This is a genomic window from Vreelandella alkaliphila (genome assembly GCF_016107625.1).
Taxonomy (GTDB): Bacteria; Pseudomonadota; Gammaproteobacteria; order Pseudomonadales; family Halomonadaceae; genus Vreelandella; species Vreelandella alkaliphila.
This window is the reverse complement of the sequence record NZ_JABASV010000016.1, coordinates 40,655-62,702: the sequence shown is the minus strand read 5'-3', so window position 1 is coordinate 62,702 and position 22,048 is coordinate 40,655. Positions and strand designations below refer to the sequence as shown.

Annotated in this window: 19 protein-coding genes; 13 read left to right on the top strand and 6 right to left on the bottom strand. The window is 51.1% G+C overall.

Annotated features, from left to right (window positions below):
* Together JFC11_RS17555 and JFC11_RS17550 are read left to right on the top strand one after the other, a co-directional pair.
* Positions 1-3,416: immunoglobulin-like domain-containing protein (locus JFC11_RS17555; protein ID WP_332838108.1), on the top strand; the 3,416-nt coding region annotated here is incomplete at its 5' end.
* A gap of 104 nt (positions 3,417-3,520) precedes the next feature.
* Positions 3,521-3,844, top strand: a complete 324-nt coding sequence (locus tag JFC11_RS17550; RefSeq protein ID WP_038476863.1) for a hypothetical protein — start codon at positions 3,521-3,523, stop codon at positions 3,842-3,844.
* Between the two features lie 53 nt (positions 3,845-3,897).
* Here the strand turns inward: JFC11_RS17550 and JFC11_RS17545 are convergent, their stop codons facing one another.
* The 3 genes from JFC11_RS17545 to JFC11_RS17535 form a co-directional block, all read right to left on the bottom strand.
* Positions 3,898-5,802 carry an EAL domain-containing protein gene (locus JFC11_RS17545; RefSeq protein WP_198350165.1) on the bottom strand — a complete coding sequence of 635 codons (1,905 nt, stop codon included), beginning with the start codon at positions 5,800-5,802 and terminating at the stop codon, positions 3,898-3,900.
* A 14-nt stretch (positions 5,803-5,816) separates the two neighbouring features.
* Entirely contained in the window at positions 5,817-6,530 is a 714-nt protein-coding gene (locus tag JFC11_RS17540) for a transglutaminase-like cysteine peptidase (RefSeq protein ID WP_198350164.1), read from the bottom strand.
* Between the two features lie 120 nt (positions 6,531-6,650).
* On the bottom strand, positions 6,651-7,322 hold the full coding sequence (locus JFC11_RS17535; RefSeq protein WP_198350163.1) for an arylesterase: 672 nt from the start codon (positions 7,320-7,322) through the stop codon (positions 6,651-6,653).
* On the opposite strand from JFC11_RS17535, the gene JFC11_RS17530 reads away from it, so the two are divergent.
* The 4 genes from JFC11_RS17530 to glyA all read left to right on the top strand — a co-directional run bounded on the left by JFC11_RS17530 (position 7,321) and on the right by glyA (position 13,576).
* A complete protein-coding gene (locus JFC11_RS17530) occupies positions 7,321-8,154 on the top strand; it encodes an ABC transporter ATP-binding protein (RefSeq protein ID WP_198350162.1) in 834 nt (277 codons plus the stop codon). The genes JFC11_RS17535 and JFC11_RS17530 overlap by 2 nt on opposite strands.
* Entirely contained in the window at positions 8,147-10,711 is a 2,565-nt protein-coding gene (locus JFC11_RS17525; protein WP_198350161.1) for an ABC transporter permease, read from the top strand. Before JFC11_RS17530 ends, JFC11_RS17525 begins: the two co-directional genes overlap by 8 nt.
* Positions 10,712-10,762: 51 nt before the next feature.
* The gene (locus tag JFC11_RS17520; RefSeq protein ID WP_198350160.1) at positions 10,763-12,154 is read left to right on the top strand and encodes a hypothetical protein; all 1,392 of its coding nucleotides are present in this window, start codon (positions 10,763-10,765) and stop codon (positions 12,152-12,154) included.
* 156 nt (positions 12,155-12,310) lie between these two features.
* Positions 12,311-13,576, top strand: coding sequence for a serine hydroxymethyltransferase (gene glyA / locus JFC11_RS17515; protein WP_038486120.1), 1,266 nt, complete (start codon positions 12,311-12,313; stop codon positions 13,574-13,576).
* Between the two features lie 129 nt (positions 13,577-13,705).
* Here the strand turns inward: glyA and JFC11_RS17510 are convergent, their stop codons facing one another.
* The 3 genes from JFC11_RS17510 to JFC11_RS17500 are packed head-to-tail and all read right to left on the bottom strand — an operon-like array spanning position 13,706 to position 15,811.
* A complete protein-coding gene (locus JFC11_RS17510; RefSeq protein WP_120386630.1) occupies positions 13,706-14,506 on the bottom strand; it encodes a glycosyltransferase family 32 protein in 801 nt (266 codons plus the stop codon).
* Positions 14,507-14,547: 41 nt separating this feature from the next.
* On the bottom strand, positions 14,548-15,141 hold the full coding sequence (locus JFC11_RS17505) for a FlgO family outer membrane protein (RefSeq protein ID WP_038486114.1): 594 nt from the start codon (positions 15,139-15,141) through the stop codon (positions 14,548-14,550).
* 4 nt (positions 15,142-15,145) lie between these two features.
* Entirely contained in the window at positions 15,146-15,811 is a 666-nt protein-coding gene (locus JFC11_RS17500) for a hypothetical protein (protein WP_232482962.1), read from the bottom strand.
* A 217-nt stretch (positions 15,812-16,028) separates the two neighbouring features.
* Between JFC11_RS17500 and JFC11_RS17495 the strand changes: the two genes are divergently transcribed.
* The 7 genes from JFC11_RS17495 (at position 16,029) to JFC11_RS17465 (ending at position 21,926) form a co-directional block, all read left to right on the top strand.
* Positions 16,029-17,042 (top strand): OmpA family protein, encoded by a 1,014-nt coding sequence (locus JFC11_RS17495; RefSeq protein WP_120386632.1) that lies wholly within the window; start codon positions 16,029-16,031, stop codon positions 17,040-17,042.
* A gap of 348 nt (positions 17,043-17,390) precedes the next feature.
* Positions 17,391-18,350 (top strand): HAD-IIB family hydrolase, encoded by a 960-nt coding sequence (locus JFC11_RS17490; RefSeq protein WP_038486107.1) that lies wholly within the window; start codon positions 17,391-17,393, stop codon positions 18,348-18,350.
* A complete protein-coding gene (locus JFC11_RS17485) occupies positions 18,347-19,567 on the top strand; it encodes a glycosyltransferase family protein (protein ID WP_198350159.1) in 1,221 nt (406 codons plus the stop codon). The genes JFC11_RS17490 and JFC11_RS17485 overlap by 4 nt, the downstream gene beginning before the upstream one ends.
* A 360-nt stretch (positions 19,568-19,927) precedes the next feature.
* The gene (locus tag JFC11_RS17480; protein WP_095604544.1) at positions 19,928-20,794 is read left to right on the top strand and encodes an MBL fold metallo-hydrolase; all 867 of its coding nucleotides are present in this window, start codon (positions 19,928-19,930) and stop codon (positions 20,792-20,794) included.
* A gap of 27 nt (positions 20,795-20,821) precedes the next feature.
* Positions 20,822-21,013: a YgaP family membrane protein gene (locus JFC11_RS17475; protein WP_198350158.1), complete on the top strand. Its 192-nt coding sequence runs from the start codon at positions 20,822-20,824 to the stop codon at positions 21,011-21,013.
* An 18-nt stretch (positions 21,014-21,031) separates the two neighbouring features.
* Positions 21,032-21,493 carry a YeeE/YedE family protein gene (locus JFC11_RS17470; protein ID WP_038486097.1) on the top strand — a complete coding sequence of 154 codons (462 nt, stop codon included), beginning with the start codon at positions 21,032-21,034 and terminating at the stop codon, positions 21,491-21,493.
* Positions 21,494-21,503: 10 nt separating this feature from the next.
* Entirely contained in the window at positions 21,504-21,926 is a 423-nt protein-coding gene (locus JFC11_RS17465) for a DUF6691 family protein (RefSeq protein WP_038486986.1), read from the top strand.
* The last annotated feature ends 122 nt before the right edge of the window (positions 21,927-22,048 follow it).

Genomic DNA, 22,048 nt, shown 5'->3' with positions numbered 1-22,048 from the left:
TCACCCTGGAGGCCCCGGACACCGTCACCGAAGGCGAGGACATCACCGTCACCGCCCGCGTGGACAACGCCCCGGCCACCGAGCTGACCATCACGCTCTCCAACGGCGAGCAGATCGTCATTGCCGCCGGTGCCACCGAAGGCAGCGTCACGTTCGCCAGCCGTGAAGACGACGTCTTCCAGCAAGGCGAGCAGAGCCAGACCCTGAGCATCACCGGCACCGAGGGTGGCAACTACGAAGCCCTGGACACCACCAGCACCGCCACGGTGGCCACGGTTGACGACAACGACGTCACCACGATCACCCTGGAGGCCCCGGACACCGTCACCGAAGGCGAGGACATCACCGTCACCGCCCGCGTGGACAACGCCCCGGCCACCGAGCTGACCATCACGCTCTCCAACGGCGAGCAGATCGTCATTGCCGCCGGTGCCACCGAAGGCAGCGTCACGTTCGCCAGCCGTGAAGACGACGTCTTCCAGCAAGGCGAGCAGAGCCAGACCCTGAGCATCACCGGCACCGAGGGTGGCAACTACGAAGCCCTGGACACCACCAGCACCGCCACGGTGGCCACGGTTGACGACAACGACGTCACCACCGTCAGTATTAATGCCACTGTGACTAAAACCTCTGTGATCAATGTTGGTAATGTTGATAACACTGATAGCTTCACCGTGACTGCTTATAAAGCGAATGGTGAGTTAGGAACGCTGACAAAAGTTATCAACACAAACCATGACGGGTTTGGCGTGGCTGGCAGGACTTCTGGTGGTGCCGCTGACTCCGAGCTTGGCTATGTTACTGGTGTTGGAAGTGAAGCTATCGTCGTTGACTTTAATAACGAAGTGAAAAGCTTTGATGTTCAGTTCGCTTGGAGAAACAACAACGAAAAAGCCAAGGTTGAATTCTTTGATGAGGATGGAAACTTTGTTGGCTCGGCAGTTGTATCGGGTGGTGGCACGTCAACGGATGCTTTAGTGACTTACTACGATGCAGCTGGCAACTTCACGAAAAGTGAGCGTGCACCAGGTGGGTCTGATCGGGTTGATAACTCATATACCTTCAAGCCTGGAAGTGAAGAAACGTTTAGCAGAGCCGAGTTCACTGCAGTTGGTTTTGATGATGACTATTTGGTTCACTCGATTGCCTACAAAGAAGTAATGAATGGTGAGGCGACCAGTATCAATGGTCCGTCGGATGTTACCTTTGATATCGAGACTTCTAATCGCCCAGATCCAAGTCAATATACCTTCACTGGCGATGACTTCCCGACAGCAATAGTATTAATTGATGGTCAGGAACACGTAGTCAAATTGGATATGAACGGTAAGGGGTCGGTTAGTGTTACAACAGATGGTGACACTGATCTTACTGCCGAAGTTATCGAAGTTAATGGTAACTTCGAGAAAGTAGACGTTCCCACTAGCCTTACTCTGTATAAAGGTGGGCTTGAGACCGGCAATAACGGTGATAACACCGTTGAAGGTGGTCAAGGCGACGACATAATTGTGGCTGATGAAGGCGGGGCGGATGTTAATGTTCAGCCTGGAAAAAACTACAATGTCGCGCTTATTGTCGATACGTCAGGTTCTATGCAGTATGACTTGAATGGACAGGGCAGTGTTAACAATAATCCTGATGGGATTAATGACAGTGTTTACTCTGCTTCCAGAATGAAATTGGTTAAGGACTCGCTGTTGCAGCTTGCTGAACAGCTTAAAGATCATGATGGAGACATTAATGTTTCACTGATTGCTTTTGAGACAAATATTGAGCTGAAAGCGAATATTCAGAATCTGACAGAGCACAATATTGACGAGCTGTTGGCTGCAATTGGCCGTACCAAAACCGAGGGTTTACAAGGTCTTGGTGGTACTAATTACGAGGGAGCATTCATTGAGGCTTCTAACTGGTTTGCGGTGCAACCAGGCGAGAGTGATGGTTATAAAAATTTAACCTACTTCCTGACGGATGGCGATCCAACATTCAGTAATAGTGGTGACAATGGCAGAGGAAATGTCACAGACGCGAAGGACATGCGGGATGCAATCGAAGCCTTTAGTTCATTAAGCGGGGTAAGCTCGGTACATGCCATTGGTATTGGCGATGGCGTTACCGTTAATAATCTTAAATACTTCGATAACACGGAAAAGGTGAGCTTAGTTAAAGCACCTTACGGGATTCCGGAGGAGGTATTAGCCGATTTTAGTAACAACAGTGGTTGGAATAATGCCAACAGCTGGAGCAAGCCTTCATCAGGCGGCACGTTGAGCCGAGAAGGAAGCGCGAATCGCTACATGGAAATTAGTGATACGTCGGTGAATAATACTGCTTATACAGTTGCTACCCCCCAGTTTGATGTTGGAGCAGATAAATTTGCTGGTGTTTCTTTTAGATACCATGCTGATATTTGGTCTAATGATAGTGCAGCGTGGAAACTGCAAAAGCTGGATGGTAACAGCTGGACTGATGTTGAAAATCAGGGGGGGGGGTTAGGTTACTCATATAATTGGAGCTCAGCTGCGAGCGGCGCGTTAGAGCAAGGTACTTACCGTATTGCGTATACTGTAAATGATGAGACCAATGAGTCCTGGACTGGTAATGCAAGACTCCTTATCGACGACATAAAACTCACGCCTTATGTGCCGCAAGGCGAAGTAAATATTGTTAATAGTGCCGATGAGCTAAATGCTGCCCTAGTAAATGGTTCCACTAACACCGAGCTGGCCGAGTTGGGCGATGATGTTATAAACGGTGGCGATGGCAACGATATTATATTTGGTGATGCCATTAACACCGATGCCCTTGACTGGGAAGGGCGTGAATTGCCAGATGGTTCAGGTATGAAAGCCCTAATCGAGTTCCTGAAGGTCAGTAATGGTGGGGCAGAACCGACCGAACAGCAGTTGTATGACTACATCAAGGCCGGTCATGCTGAGCTCAACGTTGAGGGCGATACACGCGGCGGAAATGATGAGCTGTATGGTGGTAAAGGCGAAGACATTCTTTACGGTCAAGGTGGTGATGATCTGCTGGTTGGTGGCGAAGGTAACGATCTGCTCTTAGGTGGCCTAGGCGCTGACACCTTCAAGTGGGAGTTAAATGACCAGGGCACTGCGGATAATCCTGCCATAGATACAGTGATGGACTTCAACGCGGGTGAAGGCGATAAACTGGATATTGGTGAGTTATTGGATTATGAAAACGGTGACTCGCTAGATGCCTATATTGTCGCGGAAGAAGACAGCGGTGATACAGTGCTGTATGTCAACTCTGAAGGGGGCTTGGCAGGCGATAAAGAGAATGCTGATCAAGTTATTCGTTTAGAGGGTAAGAGCTTCTCTGACTTTGGTGGTGGCGGATCACAGGATGTAATCCTCCATATGATCCAAAATGGAAAGCTAGATATCGAATAACCTTTACCTACCCCAACAGGCCGCCCACTGGGCGGCCTTGTTGTATTCAATGCCGAATTACGTTTAGCTACACTTAAGCGCTTTTACTTACAGAGGTAGCCGCTATGCTTTACATCAAACGCAACGCCCAAGGGGAGATTGTGATGCTCAGCAAAGAGCCATCGCCTGAGTGTAATGACACTATCAATGATGATTCACCCGAAGTGTTTGCTTTTTTAGCAGAGCAAACGGGGCAGTCGGCGCAGTTTATTGCATCCGACTTGGCTTTTGTGCGGGTGGTGGAAGATATGCTGGAAGTGCTGCTAGAGAAGGGCGTGCTTAGTTTTACTGACTTGCCTTCGGCGGCGCAGAGTAAAATCATGGAACGTAAATCGTTGCGTGCGAAGAATGATGTCAATTTGATTAGTGATGATGGCGGTATTATCTAACAAGGCGTTACTCTGTAACGCCTTGTTGTTCATGGCTTCCTTATCGAAGGTGCTTATGCGCGTACGCCTGGGCCGGTAGCTCCGTCAACGCCTACGCTGAAGAGGCTTTCCAATTCAGCTTGTTCAGTCACCCCTTCTGCGATCACCTGAATGCCAAGGGAGTGGCATAGCGTGGCCATACCTCGCACGATGGTTTGCTGTTCGTGAGAGGTATGAATCCCTCCAATCAAGCTGCTGTCTATTTTTAGATAGGCAAGCCCGATGTCGTGTAAATCGGCAAGTTTGGTGAATTCTGCCCCGACATGTTCAATTCCAAACTGACAACCTAATGGCCTTAGCGCGGCACATAAGCCGCGAAGGCTACCAATAGCGTGACTGTTCAACATAGCGGGCACTTCGAAGCACAGCTGTTTGGCAAGTTGCGGTTGTTTTTCGAGCAACATTCTTAGCTCAATAACAAACTCAGCATTAGTAATTGAGGCAATTGAAAGATTAATGCCAATGGCGTGCGCTGGACTGTAAGCGAGTTGCTCAAGGGCTTTCTTAACCACGGCAATATCGAGCGCGGGCTCTAAGTTAAAGCGCGAGATCCAGGGAATAAACGTGCCAGCTGTTTGCCAGTGATTGGCAAGCTCTAGGCGAGCAGGACATTCGTAATGTAGTACGTCGTGGTGGGCATCAATAACTGGGAAATAAGCGAGCTGGGGGCCCAGCGCAATCGCGGCATTTAGCGCCGAACGCCATTCGGCATGATTGCCAAAGAGAGAGTTATGCTGATGCTCTCGTATAGCAACTGTGGTGTGGGCGCTCGCACTTTCGGCTTCGGCAAGGGCGTCGTCTAACGTAGCCAATAAACCACCTCGATCATCATGAGGTGTGTAGGCAACCACAGCGGTTGGTAAACGCATGCCGATATTGGGCGCCTTGAGCGCGATGCTATCAAGTGCTTGACGAAGACGCGGTATGAGTGCGCTAGCCTCTGCTTCTAAAGGCAGCATGAGGATAAAATCACTACCGTTTAATCGCCCAACCAGTGCTTCTTCTGGCGTGGGGGCCAACTGAGAGAGTTGTGTCACTAACTCACTGAGTAACTGATCAGTAGCTTGGTGGCCTAGCTGTTCATTGAGGATTTCAAGCGACTCCACTCTGGTCATTATCATCAGCCCCGTGGCACGGGCATCTTCACTCCCCAGTAACGATGATAAACGGCTCATAAACACATCGCGATTGAGCGCCCCTGTGACACGATCGTGTTGCAGGTGGCGACGTAGCTCATCCAGTTTTTGGCTTTCCTGGCTGAGCATTTGGTGCACACTAGCAGACAGAACGTTCATTGCTTGGGCCACTTCGCGTAGCTCTAACGTGCGGGGTTCTTTAATGGTGGTAAAGCGTCGGGCGCTGATATCTTTTGCCTGGGCGACAACCCGTACCAGAGGATGCTTGATACCGCGCACCACAACGGTGGCAATGGCGAGACTGATAGCGCCGGCCAGCAAGAACCAGCCTGCAAGCTCAAGCATAATGCGCCACAAAGAGGTATAGGCGAAACTGTGCTGGCTTTCGAGTTCAAGCGTACCGAATTGCCGCCAGCCGTCTTGAATCGTTGCCGTGCCAATCGGCACATCAAAGCGAATAACGTTGCGGAACCAGGCGGGTACATCGCCACTATATTCGTTGGCCGAACGCTCAATGAGCACCTGGCCCTCGGTGTCTCGCAGGGTAATGCGGCGATAATAGCCAGTATCAAACTGTGCGGAGATTAACAGTTCTAGTGTTACCACGTCCTTATCGAGCTGGCTCATGGAAAGTGCCAATGCCGTTGCATTGTCTTCGTTTTTAATGCGCACTTCCTGCTCGATATAGTCACGGCTCGAAGTGATGCTGATCGCAAGGCTGCCGATAAACGAAAGCAACAGTAGCGCAATAATGGCCAGCCAGAGCTGTTTAATCAGCGACATAGTGCTTAATCCTCTTAAATAAAACCTTGTGATTGCATCCGTTCAACGACATTGCGCCAGCGTGATAGTCGCGCTAACGGGTCGGCACGTGATTGCGTTGTGCTACCAGCCCATAACCCATCGCTATTAAAACTGAATACTGGGTCTAGGTCAGTGCGCTGAGAAGCAGGGGTAATAGAAGGCGCAATATTATCAAGTACTAACGGCTCGGCACTGGGCGTTGAGTAGTAGCCAAGTACCATATGTGCCTGGGTGATCTGGCTGCGGCCAATGCGTGCCCGAACATAAATCATGCGCAGGCGTTCACCGGGAACACCTAGTTGCTTCAGGGTGATGTACTTGGCAATGGAGTAATCTTCGCAGTCGCCTTGTGCTTTACCCATGGCCTCTAATGGCGTCGCCCAGTAGTCCTCTTGTCCCCATACGTGGATATCATCAATCCAACGTACTCGGCGATTAAAGAAGTCGTTGACCTCGCGAAGTTGCATTTGCACCTCTTGCCCACGCAAACGCTCCAGCATGGCAAACCACTCTTCTAAAACAGCAAGACCGCTTTGGCCATACTGTTGTTGCATGCTCTGCCGTAATCGTTGGGGGTTGAAGGCTGTTGCAGGCGAGGCGTGAAAACCTAATCCTGAGCTCAGCACAACAGCGCCGACAGTAGCTAAAAACTGTCGACGCGAAAGTTGCTTAAGTTGGGAGCGAGAGGAGGCAGGCATAAACGCCATGAGTAATAGTTAATAAGCGTTAAGCCTACAAGCTACTGCGTTGAAGTGCACTATCTCCTCAGTAATATCTTCTCATTAGAAAGTACTAGCTTTAAACGCGGAGGGAGGACTGTCGTCACCTCATTTGGCGGATGCTTGAAACACGCTGTCGAGCAGTGGTTCCAGTGCTGGCCAAACGTTGTCTAAAATAATTGGCTGAGCCTCGGCGGTGGGGTGAATGCCGTCGTCTTGCATCAGTTGTTCGTTAAGTGCTACGTCTTCCAACAAGAAAGGGACGAGAGACACGTCATACTCATCAGCTAACGAATGGAAAACGCCTGTGAAGGCATCACGGTAGGCTTGGCCATAGTTGGGCGGAATATCAATGCCGAGAAGCAGTACGTCAGCACCTGCCTGTTGGCTTTGTTCAATCATACTAGCTAGATTGGAACGCATTTGAGTAGGCGGAAGGCCGCGTAACCCATCGTTGCCACCGAGCTCTAACAGAACGATATCAGGCTGTCGCTGTCCGATGATGTTAGCCAATCGTTGTGCACCGCCGGACGTCGTTTCACCGCTGATACTGGCATTTATAACCTGGGCTTCACCTTCTAGCCGCTCAGCCAATAACGTGACCCAGCCCCGTTCTTGCTCTATACCATAGGCGGCACTAAGACTATCGCCCATGACTAAAAGTGTTGGGGGTTGGTCGGCGTTGAGTGCCGGCGCGCTAAAGATGACTATCAGTGCCAGCAACCCTCCGGTTACCATGCGGTTCAGTCTTTGCCACGCTACAGGGATGCCATGCTTCATGTCTTACTCCTCTGATCCACAAGCCAACTTGAACCCAACAACTAATTTGCCAACCGATATTGCCTCTTCGCATCAGCCCACCACCGACACCATCACCGCCAGCAAGGTTCCTCACAAGCAAGCTCACCAGCCAGTACTTCATGCTGAGAAACTTTCTAAACAGGTGAAAAGCGGTGAACGTTCGCTAACTATCTTACACGACCTTGCGCTTAGCGTGGCAGCGGGAGAAAGTGTTGCCATTCTTGGTAAAAGCGGTGCTGGTAAGTCGACCTTGCTAGGGCTGTTGGCAGGGTTGGATACGCCCAGTGATGGTGAACTCACGCTATTTGGCCAGCCGCTAAGCCAAATGGATGAAGATGGGCGTGCTGCGTTGCGGGCTGGAAGAGTCGGTTTTGTATTTCAAAACTTTCAGCTGCTACCGACGTTAAGTGCATTGGAAAATGTGCTATTGCCGTTAGAGCTGTCTCCCCGAGCAGGAGAAACTCAGGCCGCGGCTCAATGGCTTGAGCGAGTCGGGCTTGGTGAGCGCACAGAACATCTGCCTAAGCAGCTTTCGGGAGGTGAGCAGCAGCGCGTTGCCATTGCACGCGCATTCGTTACCGACCCTGAGCTAGTCTTTGCCGACGAACCAACCGGTAACCTTGACCCTGATACGGGGGCACAGATTATTGACTTGCTCTTCACGCTAAACCGTGAAGCAGGCACGACGCTAATTTTAGTGACCCACGACCACGCACTTGCACGCCGCTGCGACCGATGTTTACGCCTGGCTAACGGGCAGTTAATGCCGTTTGAACCAACCGCTGCTGTAAACGGGGGTGGCGATGAGTGATATAAACTGGCGGCTTGCGGCACGTAGTTTGAAACGTGACTTACGCGCGGCTGATGTTCGCGCACTGTTTGTCGCGCTGGTGTTGGCCGTTGCCGCTTCTACCATGATCGCCTTTTTTTTAGATCGCCTGGAGCGTGGGTTAGAGCGCCAAGCAGGTCAGATGCTGGGTGGCGACTTAGTTCTTGAGCAGCGCGAGCCATTCTCTGAGGAGCTACGCACCACGCTAGAGCAAGCGGGGTTTACGCTGAGTGATCAGGTTGATCTAGTGTCAATGATTAGTCGTGGTGAGCGCTTCCAGCCAGCTAGCTTGAAAGCGGTGGATGATGTCTATCCTCACTATGGCGTTTCCCATGTGGATCGTGGGGACGGGGTTGAGCAGATTGCATCAGGCCCACCGCCTGGGGAAGCCTGGGCAGACCCACGGTTAGCGCAGCTGATTGACATTGCGATAGGCGACCGTGTTCAAGTAGGCCAAGCAGAACTGCTTATTAGTGGGATTATCGAGCGCGAGGCGGATCAGTCAGCTGGTTTTAGTAATTTTAATCCTCGTTTAATGCTTAATACCGCCGACTTGGAAGCAACAGGATTGGTGCAGTTAGGGTCACGGCTCGAGTTTGAACTGCTTGCTGCTGGGCCTCCTACAGCACTGGAGCAAGTACAGGGCTTGCTGGCCGAACTAAAACGTAATGGGGTAGACGTACGTGATGTACGTGTTGACCGTCCTCAGTTAGGCAACGCGCTTCAACGCGCTGAGAGTTATCTTGGGCTTGCCGGATTGGCGGCGGTATTATTAGCGGGCGTCGCGGTGGCTATGTCGACTCGTCGTTACGTTGAACGCCATCTGGACACCGCGGCGTTGCTGCGCTGCTTCGGCGCTAGTCAATATCAACTGGTGACTATTTTTACCCTGCAACTAATGGGACTCGCACTGATGGCCGCAATTATTGGCGCGCTGTTAGGGCTTATTGGTCAGGCTGTGCTGCTTTGGCTGTTAACAAGTTTTCTGCCTATGACTTTACCACCCCCCGGCATTATGCCGCTCTGGCTGGGCATTTTTACTGCGCTTGCGGTACTGGTTGGTTTTGCTGGCCCCACACTGTTACGCATTAAGCGTGTCAGTGCGCTGAAAGTGTTGCGTCGTGAGCTTGACCCACTACCGCCGTCTGCTTGGTTAGTAGTGGGAGTGGCGAGTCTAGTGTTTGGTGGCCTGTTGTGGCTTTACTCAGGTAGTTTTTCGCTTGCACTGGCGCTACTCATTGGCGGTGCGGCCCTGTTAGGGCTTCTATGGATGGCTAGCACGCTGTTGCTAAACGGCCTGTTGAAAGCTGTTCAACGGCTTTCCGGTGGAAGTGAGTGGGGCCAAGCGTTTCGGTTGGGCGGCAGGCAGCTGGCCCGTCGAAAGCAAGCAGGGCTTGGACAACTGCTGGCGTTTTCGGTCACGTTTTTTGCGATGGCGATGATCGTACTAGTGCGGGGGGATTTATTGTCCACCTGGCAGGATCAGTTGCCGGCGAATACCCCTAATTACTTTGCTATCAATATTCAGCCCAGTGAGCGAGATGCTTTCGAAGATGCGGTTGCTCCGCGGGTGGAGACTCAAAGCACTCTATACCCAATGGTGCGCGGAAGAATCAGTGCTATTAACGGTCAGCCGCCGATAGAAGCCGTTCCTCCTGATGCCAGAGGCGATAACTCGCTGCGCCGTGAACTGAATCTTACCTGGCAATCAGCGCTGCCCGAAGGTAATCAGGTCGTCGCCGGAGAGTGGTTTTCACAACCGCGTGGGCCTCAGGGATGGATGAGTGAGGTGGAGGCCACGCCTCAGGAAGCTTCTAACGTTGTGCCCATCTCCGTGGAAGATGGACTAGCAGAGCGCCTTGGCCTTGGGTTAGGCGACGAGCTAACGTTCTCCGTCGGCGGTGATACGATCACTACCCGTATTGAGAGCCTGCGCAGCCTTAACTGGGATAGTTTTAACCCAAATTTCTTCGTTATTTTTCCACCGGGCGTGCTTGAATCGTTTGGCCATAGTTTTATCACCGCGTTTCACTTGCCAGAACAAGAGCAGAGCTTAATCCGACAATTAGTTAATGATTTTCCAGGCGTATCACTGCTCAACGTGGATGCCATCTTAGGCCAAGTGCGCGAGGTGCTTACCCAGGTCACCCGAGCGGTAGAGCTAGTGCTTATTCTGGTTCTGATGGCTGGCGTTAGTGTGCTTTATGCAGCACTGACGGCTAGTCGACCGGTACGCGCCCATGAGAGCGGCTTGCTGCGTGTATTTGGTGCAGGTAACCGAATGATTTCACGGGTACAAGGTGCTGAATATGCGCTGCTCGGTTTTGCCAGCGGTTTGATGGGGGCCTTCCTTGCAGAGTTTGCCACTGCCGCGCTTTATCTCTATTGGCTTGATTTAACACCGCGCCTGCATGTGAGCTTATGGCTAGTTCTACCCTTAGGGGGCGCATTACTGATTGGCATTATCGGACATGCCCTTTCTTATAGCCTGCGGCGTCAAGCGCCTGCGGCGAGCTTGGGGTTGCTTGGTGAGGCTTAACAAAACTTTGCCAAGTGCTATGCTTAGCGCTTCTCACAAGGAGGTCATGACATGTCTGTGTCTGTAGGTCATCGCCAGCTTACTGCTGGGGTTTTGTTGCTGCTACTTTCCGGTGCGGTGAATGCTTCACCTCAGCAGCTTGAAGCAGAGCTTCGTGAGCGGCTAGGTAGTGAGTCGAGCGCATTCACAGTTGCCCAAGTGTATGAGCAGCCTGACGCTATTGTCGCTGAACATATTGCTATCACTTATGCGAATGGCGATGTGTTTACTATCGAACGTTACCTCGTTGAGGGTGACTATCATCGTCCAGACAATGTAGTCATTGACGGTATGGCCATTAGCGAGGCAGGTAACTCATTGCCTTTTCTCAGCGTTGCCTCCATTGAATTGCCTAACGCTTCGCAAGCAGTGCCGTCGATTGATGAAATGAGTGCGCCAGGCATGGTATGGAAGGCGCTGAATGCGCGTGACATCACGCTAAACCTACAGGGTGAGGCAGCGGATGAGTTTTTTAGTGAGCTAGACTCTCCCCCGCTTGAGGGGCAGTTGCACATTGAAACGCTCATGCTTGAAGAGGTCAGCAGTAGTGCCATTGGCTTGTTCGATATGCAGGGCGTCAGTGCCGATTTTAACGACTTGGAAAGTGGGATTAGTTCGGTTCTTGCGCTCGCTAATTTGCGCATTGAGCAGCTAACCGGAATCGATACGCCTGGAGAAGAGAGCGTGGAACATGCCGCGTTGAATGGCATGAATCTGTCCGGGGATGGTTGGCGTGTAGCGTTGGATAGCGCCTGGATAGAAGGCAATTCCTATGTGGGTGATGCAGGCTTCGAAGGCGCATTTTTTGATATTGGAGGGCTGCTGCCTTTATTGCCACTCGAGCAACGACAAGAGTTCGAAACCTTTAACAAAATACTCACAGGGGGAAGTGGTCAGTTACAGGCTGACGGGCGCAGTCACTCCCGCTGGGCGGAAGAGGGGGAAACCGACCGCTTGATCGCTGATGGCTATGTGCGCTTGAGTAGTGCTGCGGGAATTGAATACAGCCTTGATTTGCCGATCAGTTTGCCAAAAAGCGTTTCCATTGAGCAGGCAATGCAAAACCCTGCGTTGTTTGAATCCGCCACGTTGCATGGTGGTGAGGTCGTTGTGGCTTATACCGATGAAGGGTTGCTGCCGCGATTAACTACCGAGATCGCCGCGCACGAGAATATTACCGAAGCGCAAGCAGTCTCTATGGCGCTGAGGCAGGCTCGTCAGCTTGAGCCCTTGTTAGGCTCGCAAATAACCAAATTAATGACCGGGATGGTCGACATTATGGCTGGCCATTCCCAAGCCTTAACGGTCAATGTCGCATTGCCCAATCCGTTTACTTTTAACCAATTCATGATGAACCCGATGGCGAGTACTGAGCGGTTTACGCTCACCTTTGAGCTAAAGTAGCGCGGTTGACCAGTTAGTCAGTTTTTTGATGACGACATCAACATGAAATACGCTCATGCACGACCTGACGCGGATGCGATGAAAGTCGCGTCAGGCTGCGTTATGATAGCGCCCTAGTTTCCCCATGATGATCCTTTTGTAACGAGGTTCCCGCCGATGTTCAGCCGCGATATGACGATTGCCGGATTCGATGATGTGCTTTTTGACGCGATGCAAAAAGAAGTTGCACGCCAGGAAGCTCACATTGAATTGATTGCTTCTGAAAACTACGCCAGCCCCCGCGTACTGGAAGCGCAAGGCAGCCAGCTGACCAATAAATACGCCGAAGGCTATCCAGGTAAGCGCTACTATGGTGGCTGTGAATTTGTTGATATCGCTGAAAATCTTGCGATCGACTATGCCAAGCAGCTGTTCGGCGCGACCTACGTGAATGTTCAGCCTCACTCTGGTTCTCAGGCCAATAGCGCGGTTTTCCAAGCGCTGGTAAAGCCGGGTGACACCATCTTGGGGATGAGCCTGGATGCCGGTGGTCACTTAACCCATGGTGCCAAGCCTAACTTCTCTGGCAAGCACTATAATGCTATTCAGTATGGGCTGAACGAGCAGGGCTTGATTGATTATGATCAGGTGGCTGAGCTTGCTCGTGAGCACAAGCCCAAAATGATCATTGCTGGCTTCTCTGCTTACTCGCAAATTGTCGATTGGGCTAAGTTCCGTGAGATCGCTGATGAAGTAGGTGCCTACTTGCTGGTTGATATGGCGCACGTGTCTGGCTTGGTTGCTGCAGGCGTTTACCCGAGCCCGCTGCCCCATGCTCACGTCGTGACATCTACCACACACAAAACCCTGCGTGGCCCACGCAGCGGCGTTATTCTCTCCGCTGAAAACGATGCGGATATCGAGAAAAAGCTGCAGTCTGCTGTCTTCCCTGGTGGCCAGGGCGGCCCGTTGATGCATGTTATTGCCGCCAAGGCAGTCTGCTTCAAAGAAGCCATGGCGCCTGAATTCAAAGCTTACCAGCAGCAGGTGGTTAAAAACGCCCAGGCGATGGCCAAGGTGTTTATCGACCGCGGTTACGATATCGTGTCTGGTGGTACTGAAGATCACCTGTTCCTGCTGTCTTTGATCAAGCAGGGCGTGACCGGTAAAGATGCAGACGCCGCTCTGGGCCGCGCTCACATCACTGTGAACAAAAACGCGGTGCCTAACGATCCGCAAAGCCCATTCGTGACCTCTGGTTTGCGTATTGGTACGCCTGCCGTTACTACCCGTGGTTTCGGTGAAGATGAGTGCAGTCAACTGGCCGGTTGGATTTGTGACATCTTAGATATACTTGCTAAAGGTGAGGACACCAGTTCAATCGAAGCCCAAGTGCTCGATAAAGTGGCCCAAGTATGTGGCCGCTTCCCTGTTTACAAGTAACATTGGCTCGCTTTGCCAGGCCGAACAGTAGTGGCATGGCAAAGCAAACAGGGATAAAGCAAAAACGATAAAAAAAGCGCTAACCTATATGGTTAGCGCTTTTTTATTGGCATCAAGTCGATCTGAAGATCAAGGCTCTTCTTGGCGAATGATGCTGACTTTTTTCTGCTCTCTGGTCCATTTGCCCGCTTTTTTATCAATGTATTGGAAGTGCTCGTTCGTGAAATTACCTTGATTGCAGGCGTGGCGATACGACACCGTGGGTACGGTGCGTTGATCTAATAGCTGAATAAATACGCCAGGACCTGTGAGCTCAAACACATTGGTGAGCGTGTTCTCTTCAATGTTTTGCTGCACTTGATCAATCAGTCTGCGTAGGTTGGGGTTGCCTGGTTTGCTGGCGATGAAGTAATTGCTCAGCTCACCTTTGCGGGTCGTAACGTAGAGCTCGTCAATATCGGTAGGCACAACGCGGGCAAGCGGCCAGATGGCATGTGCGTCAATATCGAGATAAACGCCGCCGTATTTGTAAAGCACCATGAGGCGCCAAAAGTCAGCCTGCGCCGCACCAATTTGTAACTTTGAATAGCTGGTGAATAGAGCGTCGTCGAAATTTTCTTTAATAAAGTCACTCCGCGCCTCGGTAATCATGAAACGATATTCGAAACGAGGAGCCATGAGACGATTAAACAAGTAGTTCAGGTAAACCGGAAGGGTCACTCTATTAGTGAAGTTGGTCTGCCAAATAATCCGTGGAATAGTCGAATCATTTTTAGGTGCCAGCCAAGGCGCGGCATAGGCTGGCAGCGTGAAGCGCTTGTTCGGCAGCACGGCATGAAAAATATAGCTAAGCAGCTTGGTAATGTTTGCGCATAGCTTTATCAAGCGACTAGTGGCCACGATAAGTGGTTTGCTTGTGCGGGTGGGCATGTTCATCCTTTTCATTCGTGTCGCGGCAAGAGGTGAATCGATTACCAGCCGCCTTGGCCTTCCAATAAGCTTCGGGTGTTATTATCCAGCGGCAGCTTAAAGTCAGCGCTGCCAAGAACCATCGCATCACCAGCGCGAACTACCCGTGCACTCACATAGAGATAGTCCTGGCCTTGTGCATAAGTACCCATCAGTATCGAGCGTGCGTTGTGCTGGGCGCTAAGACGTTGGACTTGGCGGGATAAAATTAATTCGCCAACGGTTTCTTCAATAAACATACTGTCACGCATTTTGACTTCGCGTACCTGCATGCCTTGCCGTGCGAGGGCGGACGCCATAATTTCAGAGCTAATACGGCCAAACGTAGACGACTGGCTTAAGTTATCAATACTTACAAAGGTAGCCGCAATCATCGGGCTATGGCGTGTAAGGTCTGGGTTGCTGGCGACCATTTGCGCGGCGGCTTCATGGGCTAGTTCGGAAAGGTCTGGCTGAGGCTCGGCATTTCGCATGCTATTGTTATTGCCAAGTGCAGTGCAGCCAGCCAAAAACAGCATAAACAACGCAACGATAAGCAGACGTGCACCAACTGCTAAGCCGCGCAGTGGAGACAGAGAGTGGGAGAGTGAAAGCATGTAATTACCAAGTATCGGTGATAGAAACAGTTGGGGTTGCAGGCGCTTGAGGAACGCGATTTGGCGCATAGTGACGTCGGTCACCAGCATTTATGTAATAAATATTAGAAGAGGAGTAGAGAATGCGTTCACTATCAACGATCTGGGTAGTGATGATAACCTCCTCTTTGCCCTCATAAGTCCAACTGCCGCTGGTCGTATCTGCCACCATCGCAGCGGGAATTAATGCAAGCGCAGGCTCGCTCCAGTTTCCTAGTGCCATGCTAGCCACGGTCACGCCACCGGCAAGGGCGGTGTATGCACCAAACGGTGGGCGTATATAGCCGCGGTCACGATGCTCAACAACTTCTACGTCCACTTGAACGGTGGCACCGCCAGTGTTGGGTTGCGTCATCACGCTTCCCCCGCGTGACACCAGTTCGCTTGTTAATAGCGTGCGAAAGCCACGTTCAAATTCGCCACCGTAATAGGCGCTAACTGACGTATGCTCTTGTGCTGGGATATGGAGATCCCTAAAGCGAACCCGTTCATTGCGAAGAATGCCTGCTGCTTCGTGTTGGGCTAGCACTTCCCAGTGCTGGGCCGCTTGCATGCGCTGCTGCTCACTATAAGGATAGGTAGTCGCAATGGGAGCCTGCGATGTATTGGCATAAAAGCAGCCGCTTAGCATCAGGCTCGCCAGTCCAATGCCGACAGGGCGAAATAGTCGGCCAATGGACGATTGGGTCGATGATGGCTCAGTGCTTAATGAATGAGCTCTTGATGACATAGGTCGGGTGCGCACCTGATTGTTCCTTCTCGCTACGAAACGGCTTTTGATAGACTAGTTTGCCACGCTTACCCTAGATCGGCCACGAGGTTAAAAACTTGAATGAGTGAACCCCCCCATGCTTGAAGACCATCGCGCTGGTCCGCGTCATGATTCATTGCTAACCGCTTATCCAGAAGATGAAAGTAATAGCGGTTGGATGATTAGCTATATTGACATTATGACGCTACTGGTAGCCCTGTTCGTTATTATTATTGCTGCGGCTAATGTGACAAGCCCATCATTGTTTCAGCAAGAAACAGCCGATGAGTACGGCTATGAGTCGTCACCTGCTAGAGAAATACCCCTGCCGGATGCGCTTGCTGAAGCCCGTCAGCAGCGCACAGTACTCGGCGTATCACCTAGCAGTGATACGCTCAGCCCGTTTGCGATTAGCGCTGCGTTGGGTGTGGCAGGGTTGCCTAAAGCTCGCACTGCTGTTGTGGAGGTGCCTCCTTTATTGGCGCGGATTGAAGAAGTATCGATAGATACCCAGCCATCGACTGCCAATAGTAGGCTTCCGCAGTTGCTACTGCCCACCGATGAGCGTCAGTCTGTTTCGCCGTTGGCCGATTACATGGTAGTGCTCACCGACCGTCCACCTATCAATGTACAAAAAGTATCTGACGTGGCGATTAATAGCGCATTAGCACTTGATGAGAGATTGTCTGAGCGTGTGGAGGCTTCGACGTACCTACCTAACCTGGAAGGCGTTGAAGTTTCCCGAGTCGCTGAAGGTATCAGCCTGCGTGTACAAGATCGGTTGCTATTTCCCTCTGCCGATGCTCAGTTGACAGAAGGTGGCTCATCGTTAGTAGGATCATTGATGGATACCATCCAGCGCTTCGAGGGGGAAGTGTGGGTAGAGGGACACTCCGATAGCCAATCTATCAATACCCCAGAGTTTTCGTCCAACTGGGCGCTTTCAAGTGCGCGGGCGATTGCGATCGTTGAGGCACTTGAAGCCGCAGGGGTTGCTCCAGAGCGTTTGCGAGCCGTTGGACTAGCCGCAACTCAGCCGCTAGAAGATAACGATACTGTCGAAGGGCGAGCGCGAAATCGTCGCGTTGAGGTGGTTATTCATGTGGACTAGGGGGTAAGTCAAAAAAAACCCGCCGGGGGAGGCGGGCATGAAAGGGCTTGGCTCACTGCAGCCCACTGGCATCAGGTGAGGGGTGTACAAGGTTGCCAGTGAGTACAATTTCAGTATAGCTATTTATGAGCTTTTTCCAAGGGCTTGTCGAATTTTTTTCAATTTATTCGCGCACTATTTTGGTGCGCCGAAGTTGCGTTGTTTTGGGTCTCATAAGAAAGTGGCTGCTTTTTATGAGTTAAATTTTTGATTATTAAAAATAAAATTGTATTGGCATACAAACTGCTTTGTTGCTCATCTAAAAGTGGACGTGTGTAACGACTTTTAAGATTGCAAAAGGGTGGTGCTATGACCGAATACAAGCGTACTGCGTTGCCCAGTGATGCTCAGTCACCAAGCGACTTAGACCCAGCGCTTCAACCGCGTTTGGTAGTCACCGACTTGGACGGTTCATTACTAGATCACCACAGTTATGATTTCTCACCTGCCAAGCCCTGGCTTGCCCGCCTTAAACAGCTAGGGGTTCCGGTCATTCCGGTTACCAGTAAAACTCGCGCTGAACTCATTCCCCTACGAGAAGCCCTTGGGCTAACGGCGACCCCCTTTATTGCCGAAAATGGTGCCGTTATCGGACTGCCCCCAGGATGGTGTCATGCGCGTCTAGATCGCCCTGGTAATGGCCGAGATGGCGTCGTTATTAAACACACCGGAGTTGATAGTGGTTTCATTAAAGCGCGACTAAACGTTTGGCGTAAGCGTCTGGGGGTTCGGTTTACTCGAATGGGCGACTTAAGTCTTCAACAGGTAATGGCGTTAACTGGGCTTGATGAAACCCGTGCGAAAGCAGCGCGGCAGCGGGAGGGGAGTGAGCCACTTATTTGGGAAGATAATGCAGCCGCACTTGAAACGTTCCGCATTGCGCTTGAAGGCGATGGCCTTGAGCTCACGCAAGGGGGCCGCTTTTGGCATGTGATTGGGCGCTTGTCTGATAAAGGGGGTGCCGTAGAGTGGCTAATTAAACGATTTACTGCGTTACGAGGCAGTTCGCCACTTTCATTGGGCTTGGGCGATGGCCCAAACGATATCACTATGCTGGAAACTGTCGATCAAGCTGTAGTGATTCGAGGTTGCCACGCTCTTAACGTTGAGCCGCACAACAGCGCGTTATATCGAACAAATGCAACTGGGCCAACTGGCTGGGCTGAGGGGGTAGCCCACTGGTGGGGGCGAGATGACGGGCGTCTAGAAATGGCGCCAGTGAATGACGCCGCTGCATCAGATTACAAGCCACGGGAGGCTAGCGTATGAGTGATTTCCATCAAAATGGTGTGATAACCGATTTTCACAACTTAACGCGCCGGCCAGTTGAAGCCCTTGAACAAGAGCTTTGCCAGTTTGCCAAACGTCGCCCAATGGGACTAATTTTACCCTCGCTTTTTTCTGAACTGAAAGGGCCTGCGCTGTCGGCGATTGTTGATGAGCTGGTGAAAGTGCCTTATCTCAATGAAATTGTCGTTGGTTTGGACAGAGCAGACCGCGATCAATTTTTATATGCACGGGAATTCTTTTCACGCTTGCCCCAGCACACTCGAATTCTATGGAATGACGGCCCGCGTTTACGTGCTATCGACCAAGAATTAGAAAGTCATGGTTTAGGGGCTTTAGAGCCAGGAAAAGGAAGAAACGTATGGTATTGCGCTGGCTATGTGCTTAGTTCAGGTCGCTCCACCACCGTTGGTCTTCACGATTGCGATATTCTTACCTACGACCGTGGCCTTCTAGCGCGCCTTATGTATCCTGTCGCGAATCCCCGTTTTAATTACAGTTTTTGTAAAGGCTATTACCCGCGTATCGCCGAAGGAAAGCTCAATGGGCGTGTTTCTCGGTTGATGGTGACGCCGCTGCTACGTGCCTTGAAAACTGTCTGTGGTCCGTTACCTTATTTGGATTATCTAGACAGCTTCCGTTACCCGTTATCTGGTGAATTTGCCATGCGCAGTGATGTGCTAGAGGGCATTCGAATTCCCGCTGATTGGGGATTGGAAATCGGCGTGCTGTCCGAGTTGCAGCGCAACTACTCCCACCGTCAGCTATGTCAGGTCGATATTGCCGACGCCTATGACCATAAGCATCAGCCCGTTAGTGAAGAGGATGCGACCAGTGGCTTGAACCGAATGAGTCTGGATATCGCAAAAGCGCTGTATCGTAAGCTGGCTACCCAAGGGGTTAGCTTTAGCAGCGAAGATTTCCGGACGCTCAAAGCAACCTACTACCGTTTAGCCTTAGACCTCATTGAAGCCTATGATCACGACGCGACGATGAATGGACTAAGTTTAGATCGCCACTGTGAAGAACAGGCAGTTGAGCTATTTGCCAGCAATTTACTAGAAGCTGGCAATCTGTTTTTAGATAACCCTCGTGAACGCCCCTTTATTCCCAGTTGGAACCGTGTACAAGCGGCGATGCCTGATGTGCTAGCCCGTATGCATGAAGCGGTAGAGCTTGATAATCAGGGTAAGGTTTAACGCTCAATGCTTGTTTGTTTCTATAAATTTTAAGTTTATCAGTGCTTTAAGTTTATAAGTGCTTTAAGTTTATAAGTGCTTTGAGTTTATCGGGCCTTTAAGCGTATCAAGTCTCAAAGTGTATAAAGGCTTTAAGTCGATAGACGCTGATGAATTTCGCTTAACCGACCATATCATTCTCATCACAGCACCTCGTTGGCAGCGAGGTGCTTTTTTGTCTCGCGGCTATTGGCCGACGAGCAATATTGATCATGCTCAAGAAATCGTTTTAAATTCCAAATAAGTATAAACATATAACATTTTATGGTCTATGATGGTTGCATAGCAACATCATTACTTGCCATTAGCGGGAGGCACAGAATGCAACACCCGATTGTCACTCACTTCTTTGATGAGCCCACTAACACCTTTAGCTATGTGGTGCAGGATCCAGATAGTAATGCCTGCGCTATTCTAGATTCGGTACTGGATTTTGATTATGCCGCGGGGCATACGGATGTACGTTCTGCTGACGAGATCATTGAATTCATTCGCGATAACCGCCTTGAAGTAACGTGGATTTTAGAAACCCATGTACATGCTGATCACCTCTCTGCGGCGCCTTATTTACACCAAATGCTAGGTGGAAAAACCGGGATTGGCGCGCACATTGTCGACGTACAGGAAATTTTTGGTAAAGCATTCAATGCAGGGACTGAGTTTGCTCGGGACGGTAGCCAATTTGATGCTCTGTTTAATGAAGGCGATACGTTCACCATTGGCAGTCTTCAAGCGCGCGTGCTTCATACGCCAGGCCATACGCCTGCCTGCCTTACTTATGTGATAGGCGACGCGGCCTTCGTTGGCGACACACTGTTTATGCCAGATTACGGCACCGCACGCTGTGATTTCCCCGGTGGCGATGCGCGTACGCTGTACCGCTCTATCCAAAAGGTGTTGGCATTGCCAACGCAAACACGACTGTTTTTATGCCATGACTATAAAGCACCTGGCCGAGACGTTTATCAGCATGAAACCAGTGTTGCAGAGCAGCGTGACGCGAACGTCCATGTACATGAAGGCATTTCAGAAGATGAGTTCGTGAAAATGCGCACGGAGCGTGATGCCACGCTAGGCATGCCTAAGCTCATTATTCCCTCTGTACAGGTCAACATGCGCGCGGGTGAGATGCCGCCTTCCGACGACAATGGCGTTGTCTATCTAAAAGTCCCTATCAACCGTTTTTAACTGATATTGATTATCGAGGAGCAGAAAATGAAAGCAAACGTCGGCGGTATCGACAAAGTGGCACGAATCGTAGTTGGTCTTATTCTGATCATACTGGCGCTTACCGGCATCATTGGCGCATGGGGATGGATTGGCGTCGTACCACTCGCCACTGGGCTGTTTAATTTTTGCCCATTGTATCCTCTGCTGGGCATCTCAACCTGTAAAAACAAGCATTAACACAGCAAGGAGACACCTGTGGACTGGATAGCAAGCCTGCAAGGGCTCGTTGGTGGTGTATTGATAGGCTTATCCGCTGTGTGGTTGATGGGAGCCTTGGGGCGCATCGCCGGTATTAGCGGCATTATTGGGAACTTAATAACCCAGCGACCTAAAGGCGATAGTGCTTGGCGCATAGCCTTTTTGTTCGGGCTGGTGAGTGGCCCGTTATTGGTCATGGCAATGGGAGGCGGGCTAGGCAACGTTGCCGATGCTCCCGGTGCGGTGATCGGTGCGCCAGCTGGCGGTGTGCCGCTAATGTTGATAGCCGGTCTGTTAGTCGGGTTAGGCACTGGGCTTGGCAGCGGCTGTACCAGCGGCCATGGCGTTTGCGGTTTGGCACGCTTATCCCCCCGCTCTATGGCCGCCACTGGGGTGTTTCTACTCACAGCGGTGGCCACGGTCTATGTGATGCGTCATATGATTGGAGGTGGTGTATGAGGCGCGTGATATGAATAGTGCAACAGTAAAAACCGCTGCTGGCTATATCGCTGGTTTGCTATTCGGGCTTGGGTTAGCTATCTCGGGTATGACTGATCCTGCCCGTGTACTTGGCTTCCTTGATGTAGCCGGCGCTTGGGATCCAACGCTGATGTTCGTGCTAGGCAGTGCGGTAGGCACAACGTTTGTGGGCTATCGGTTGGTATTTGCACGTGGCGAGCCGCTGTTTAGCGCTAATTTTCAGCTTCCAACTAAGCAAGCGTTAGACGGTAAGCTGCTGGGGGGGGCAGCGCTATTTGGCATTGGATGGGGGCTTTCTGGCTACTGTCCTGGCCCTGCCATCGCCTCCATCGGTGGGATCTCATTGCCGTTATTGGCGTTGTTGGCCGCGATGGTGGCAGGCTGGTTTATCGCAAAACGTATTAGCCAGTAGCGTTAATGTATAAACCACTGTTATCGCCCTTGTCTCTTTAGGCAAGGGCGTTTTTGTAAATGAGCTTTTGTAAATAAGCTTTGGTAAATGAGCTTTGGTAAATGAGCTTTGGTAAATGAGTT

Coding starts and splice junctions, on each gene's coding strand:
- JFC11_RS17550 (WP_038476863.1), top strand. CDS start 3,521: ATGCTTTACATCAAACGCAACGCCCAAGGGGAGATTGTGATGCTCAGC.
- JFC11_RS17545 (WP_198350165.1), bottom strand. CDS start 5,802: ATGTCGCTGATTAAACAGCTCTGGCTGGCCATTATTGCGCTACTGTTG.
- JFC11_RS17540 (WP_198350164.1), bottom strand. CDS start 6,530: ATGGCGTTTATGCCTGCCTCCTCTCGCTCCCAACTTAAGCAACTTTCG.
- JFC11_RS17530 (WP_198350162.1), top strand. CDS start 7,321: ATGTCTTACTCCTCTGATCCACAAGCCAACTTGAACCCAACAACTAAT.
- JFC11_RS17535 (WP_198350163.1), bottom strand. CDS start 7,322: ATGAAGCATGGCATCCCTGTAGCGTGGCAAAGACTGAACCGCATGGTA.
- JFC11_RS17525 (WP_198350161.1), top strand. CDS start 8,147: ATGAGTGATATAAACTGGCGGCTTGCGGCACGTAGTTTGAAACGTGAC.
- JFC11_RS17520 (WP_198350160.1), top strand. CDS start 10,763: ATGTCTGTGTCTGTAGGTCATCGCCAGCTTACTGCTGGGGTTTTGTTG.
- glyA (WP_038486120.1), top strand. CDS start 12,311: ATGTTCAGCCGCGATATGACGATTGCCGGATTCGATGATGTGCTTTTT.
- JFC11_RS17510 (WP_120386630.1), bottom strand. CDS start 14,506: ATGCCCACCCGCACAAGCAAACCACTTATCGTGGCCACTAGTCGCTTG.
- JFC11_RS17505 (WP_038486114.1), bottom strand. CDS start 15,141: ATGCTTTCACTCTCCCACTCTCTGTCTCCACTGCGCGGCTTAGCAGTT.
- JFC11_RS17500 (WP_232482962.1), bottom strand. CDS start 15,811: ATGCTAAGCGGCTGCTTTTATGCCAATACATCGCAGGCTCCCATTGCG.
- JFC11_RS17495 (WP_120386632.1), top strand. CDS start 16,029: ATGCTTGAAGACCATCGCGCTGGTCCGCGTCATGATTCATTGCTAACC.
- JFC11_RS17490 (WP_038486107.1), top strand. CDS start 17,391: ATGACCGAATACAAGCGTACTGCGTTGCCCAGTGATGCTCAGTCACCA.
- JFC11_RS17485 (WP_198350159.1), top strand. CDS start 18,347: ATGAGTGATTTCCATCAAAATGGTGTGATAACCGATTTTCACAACTTA.
- JFC11_RS17480 (WP_095604544.1), top strand. CDS start 19,928: ATGCAACACCCGATTGTCACTCACTTCTTTGATGAGCCCACTAACACC.
- JFC11_RS17475 (WP_198350158.1), top strand. CDS start 20,822: ATGAAAGCAAACGTCGGCGGTATCGACAAAGTGGCACGAATCGTAGTT.
- JFC11_RS17465 (WP_038486986.1), top strand. CDS start 21,504: ATGAATAGTGCAACAGTAAAAACCGCTGCTGGCTATATCGCTGGTTTG.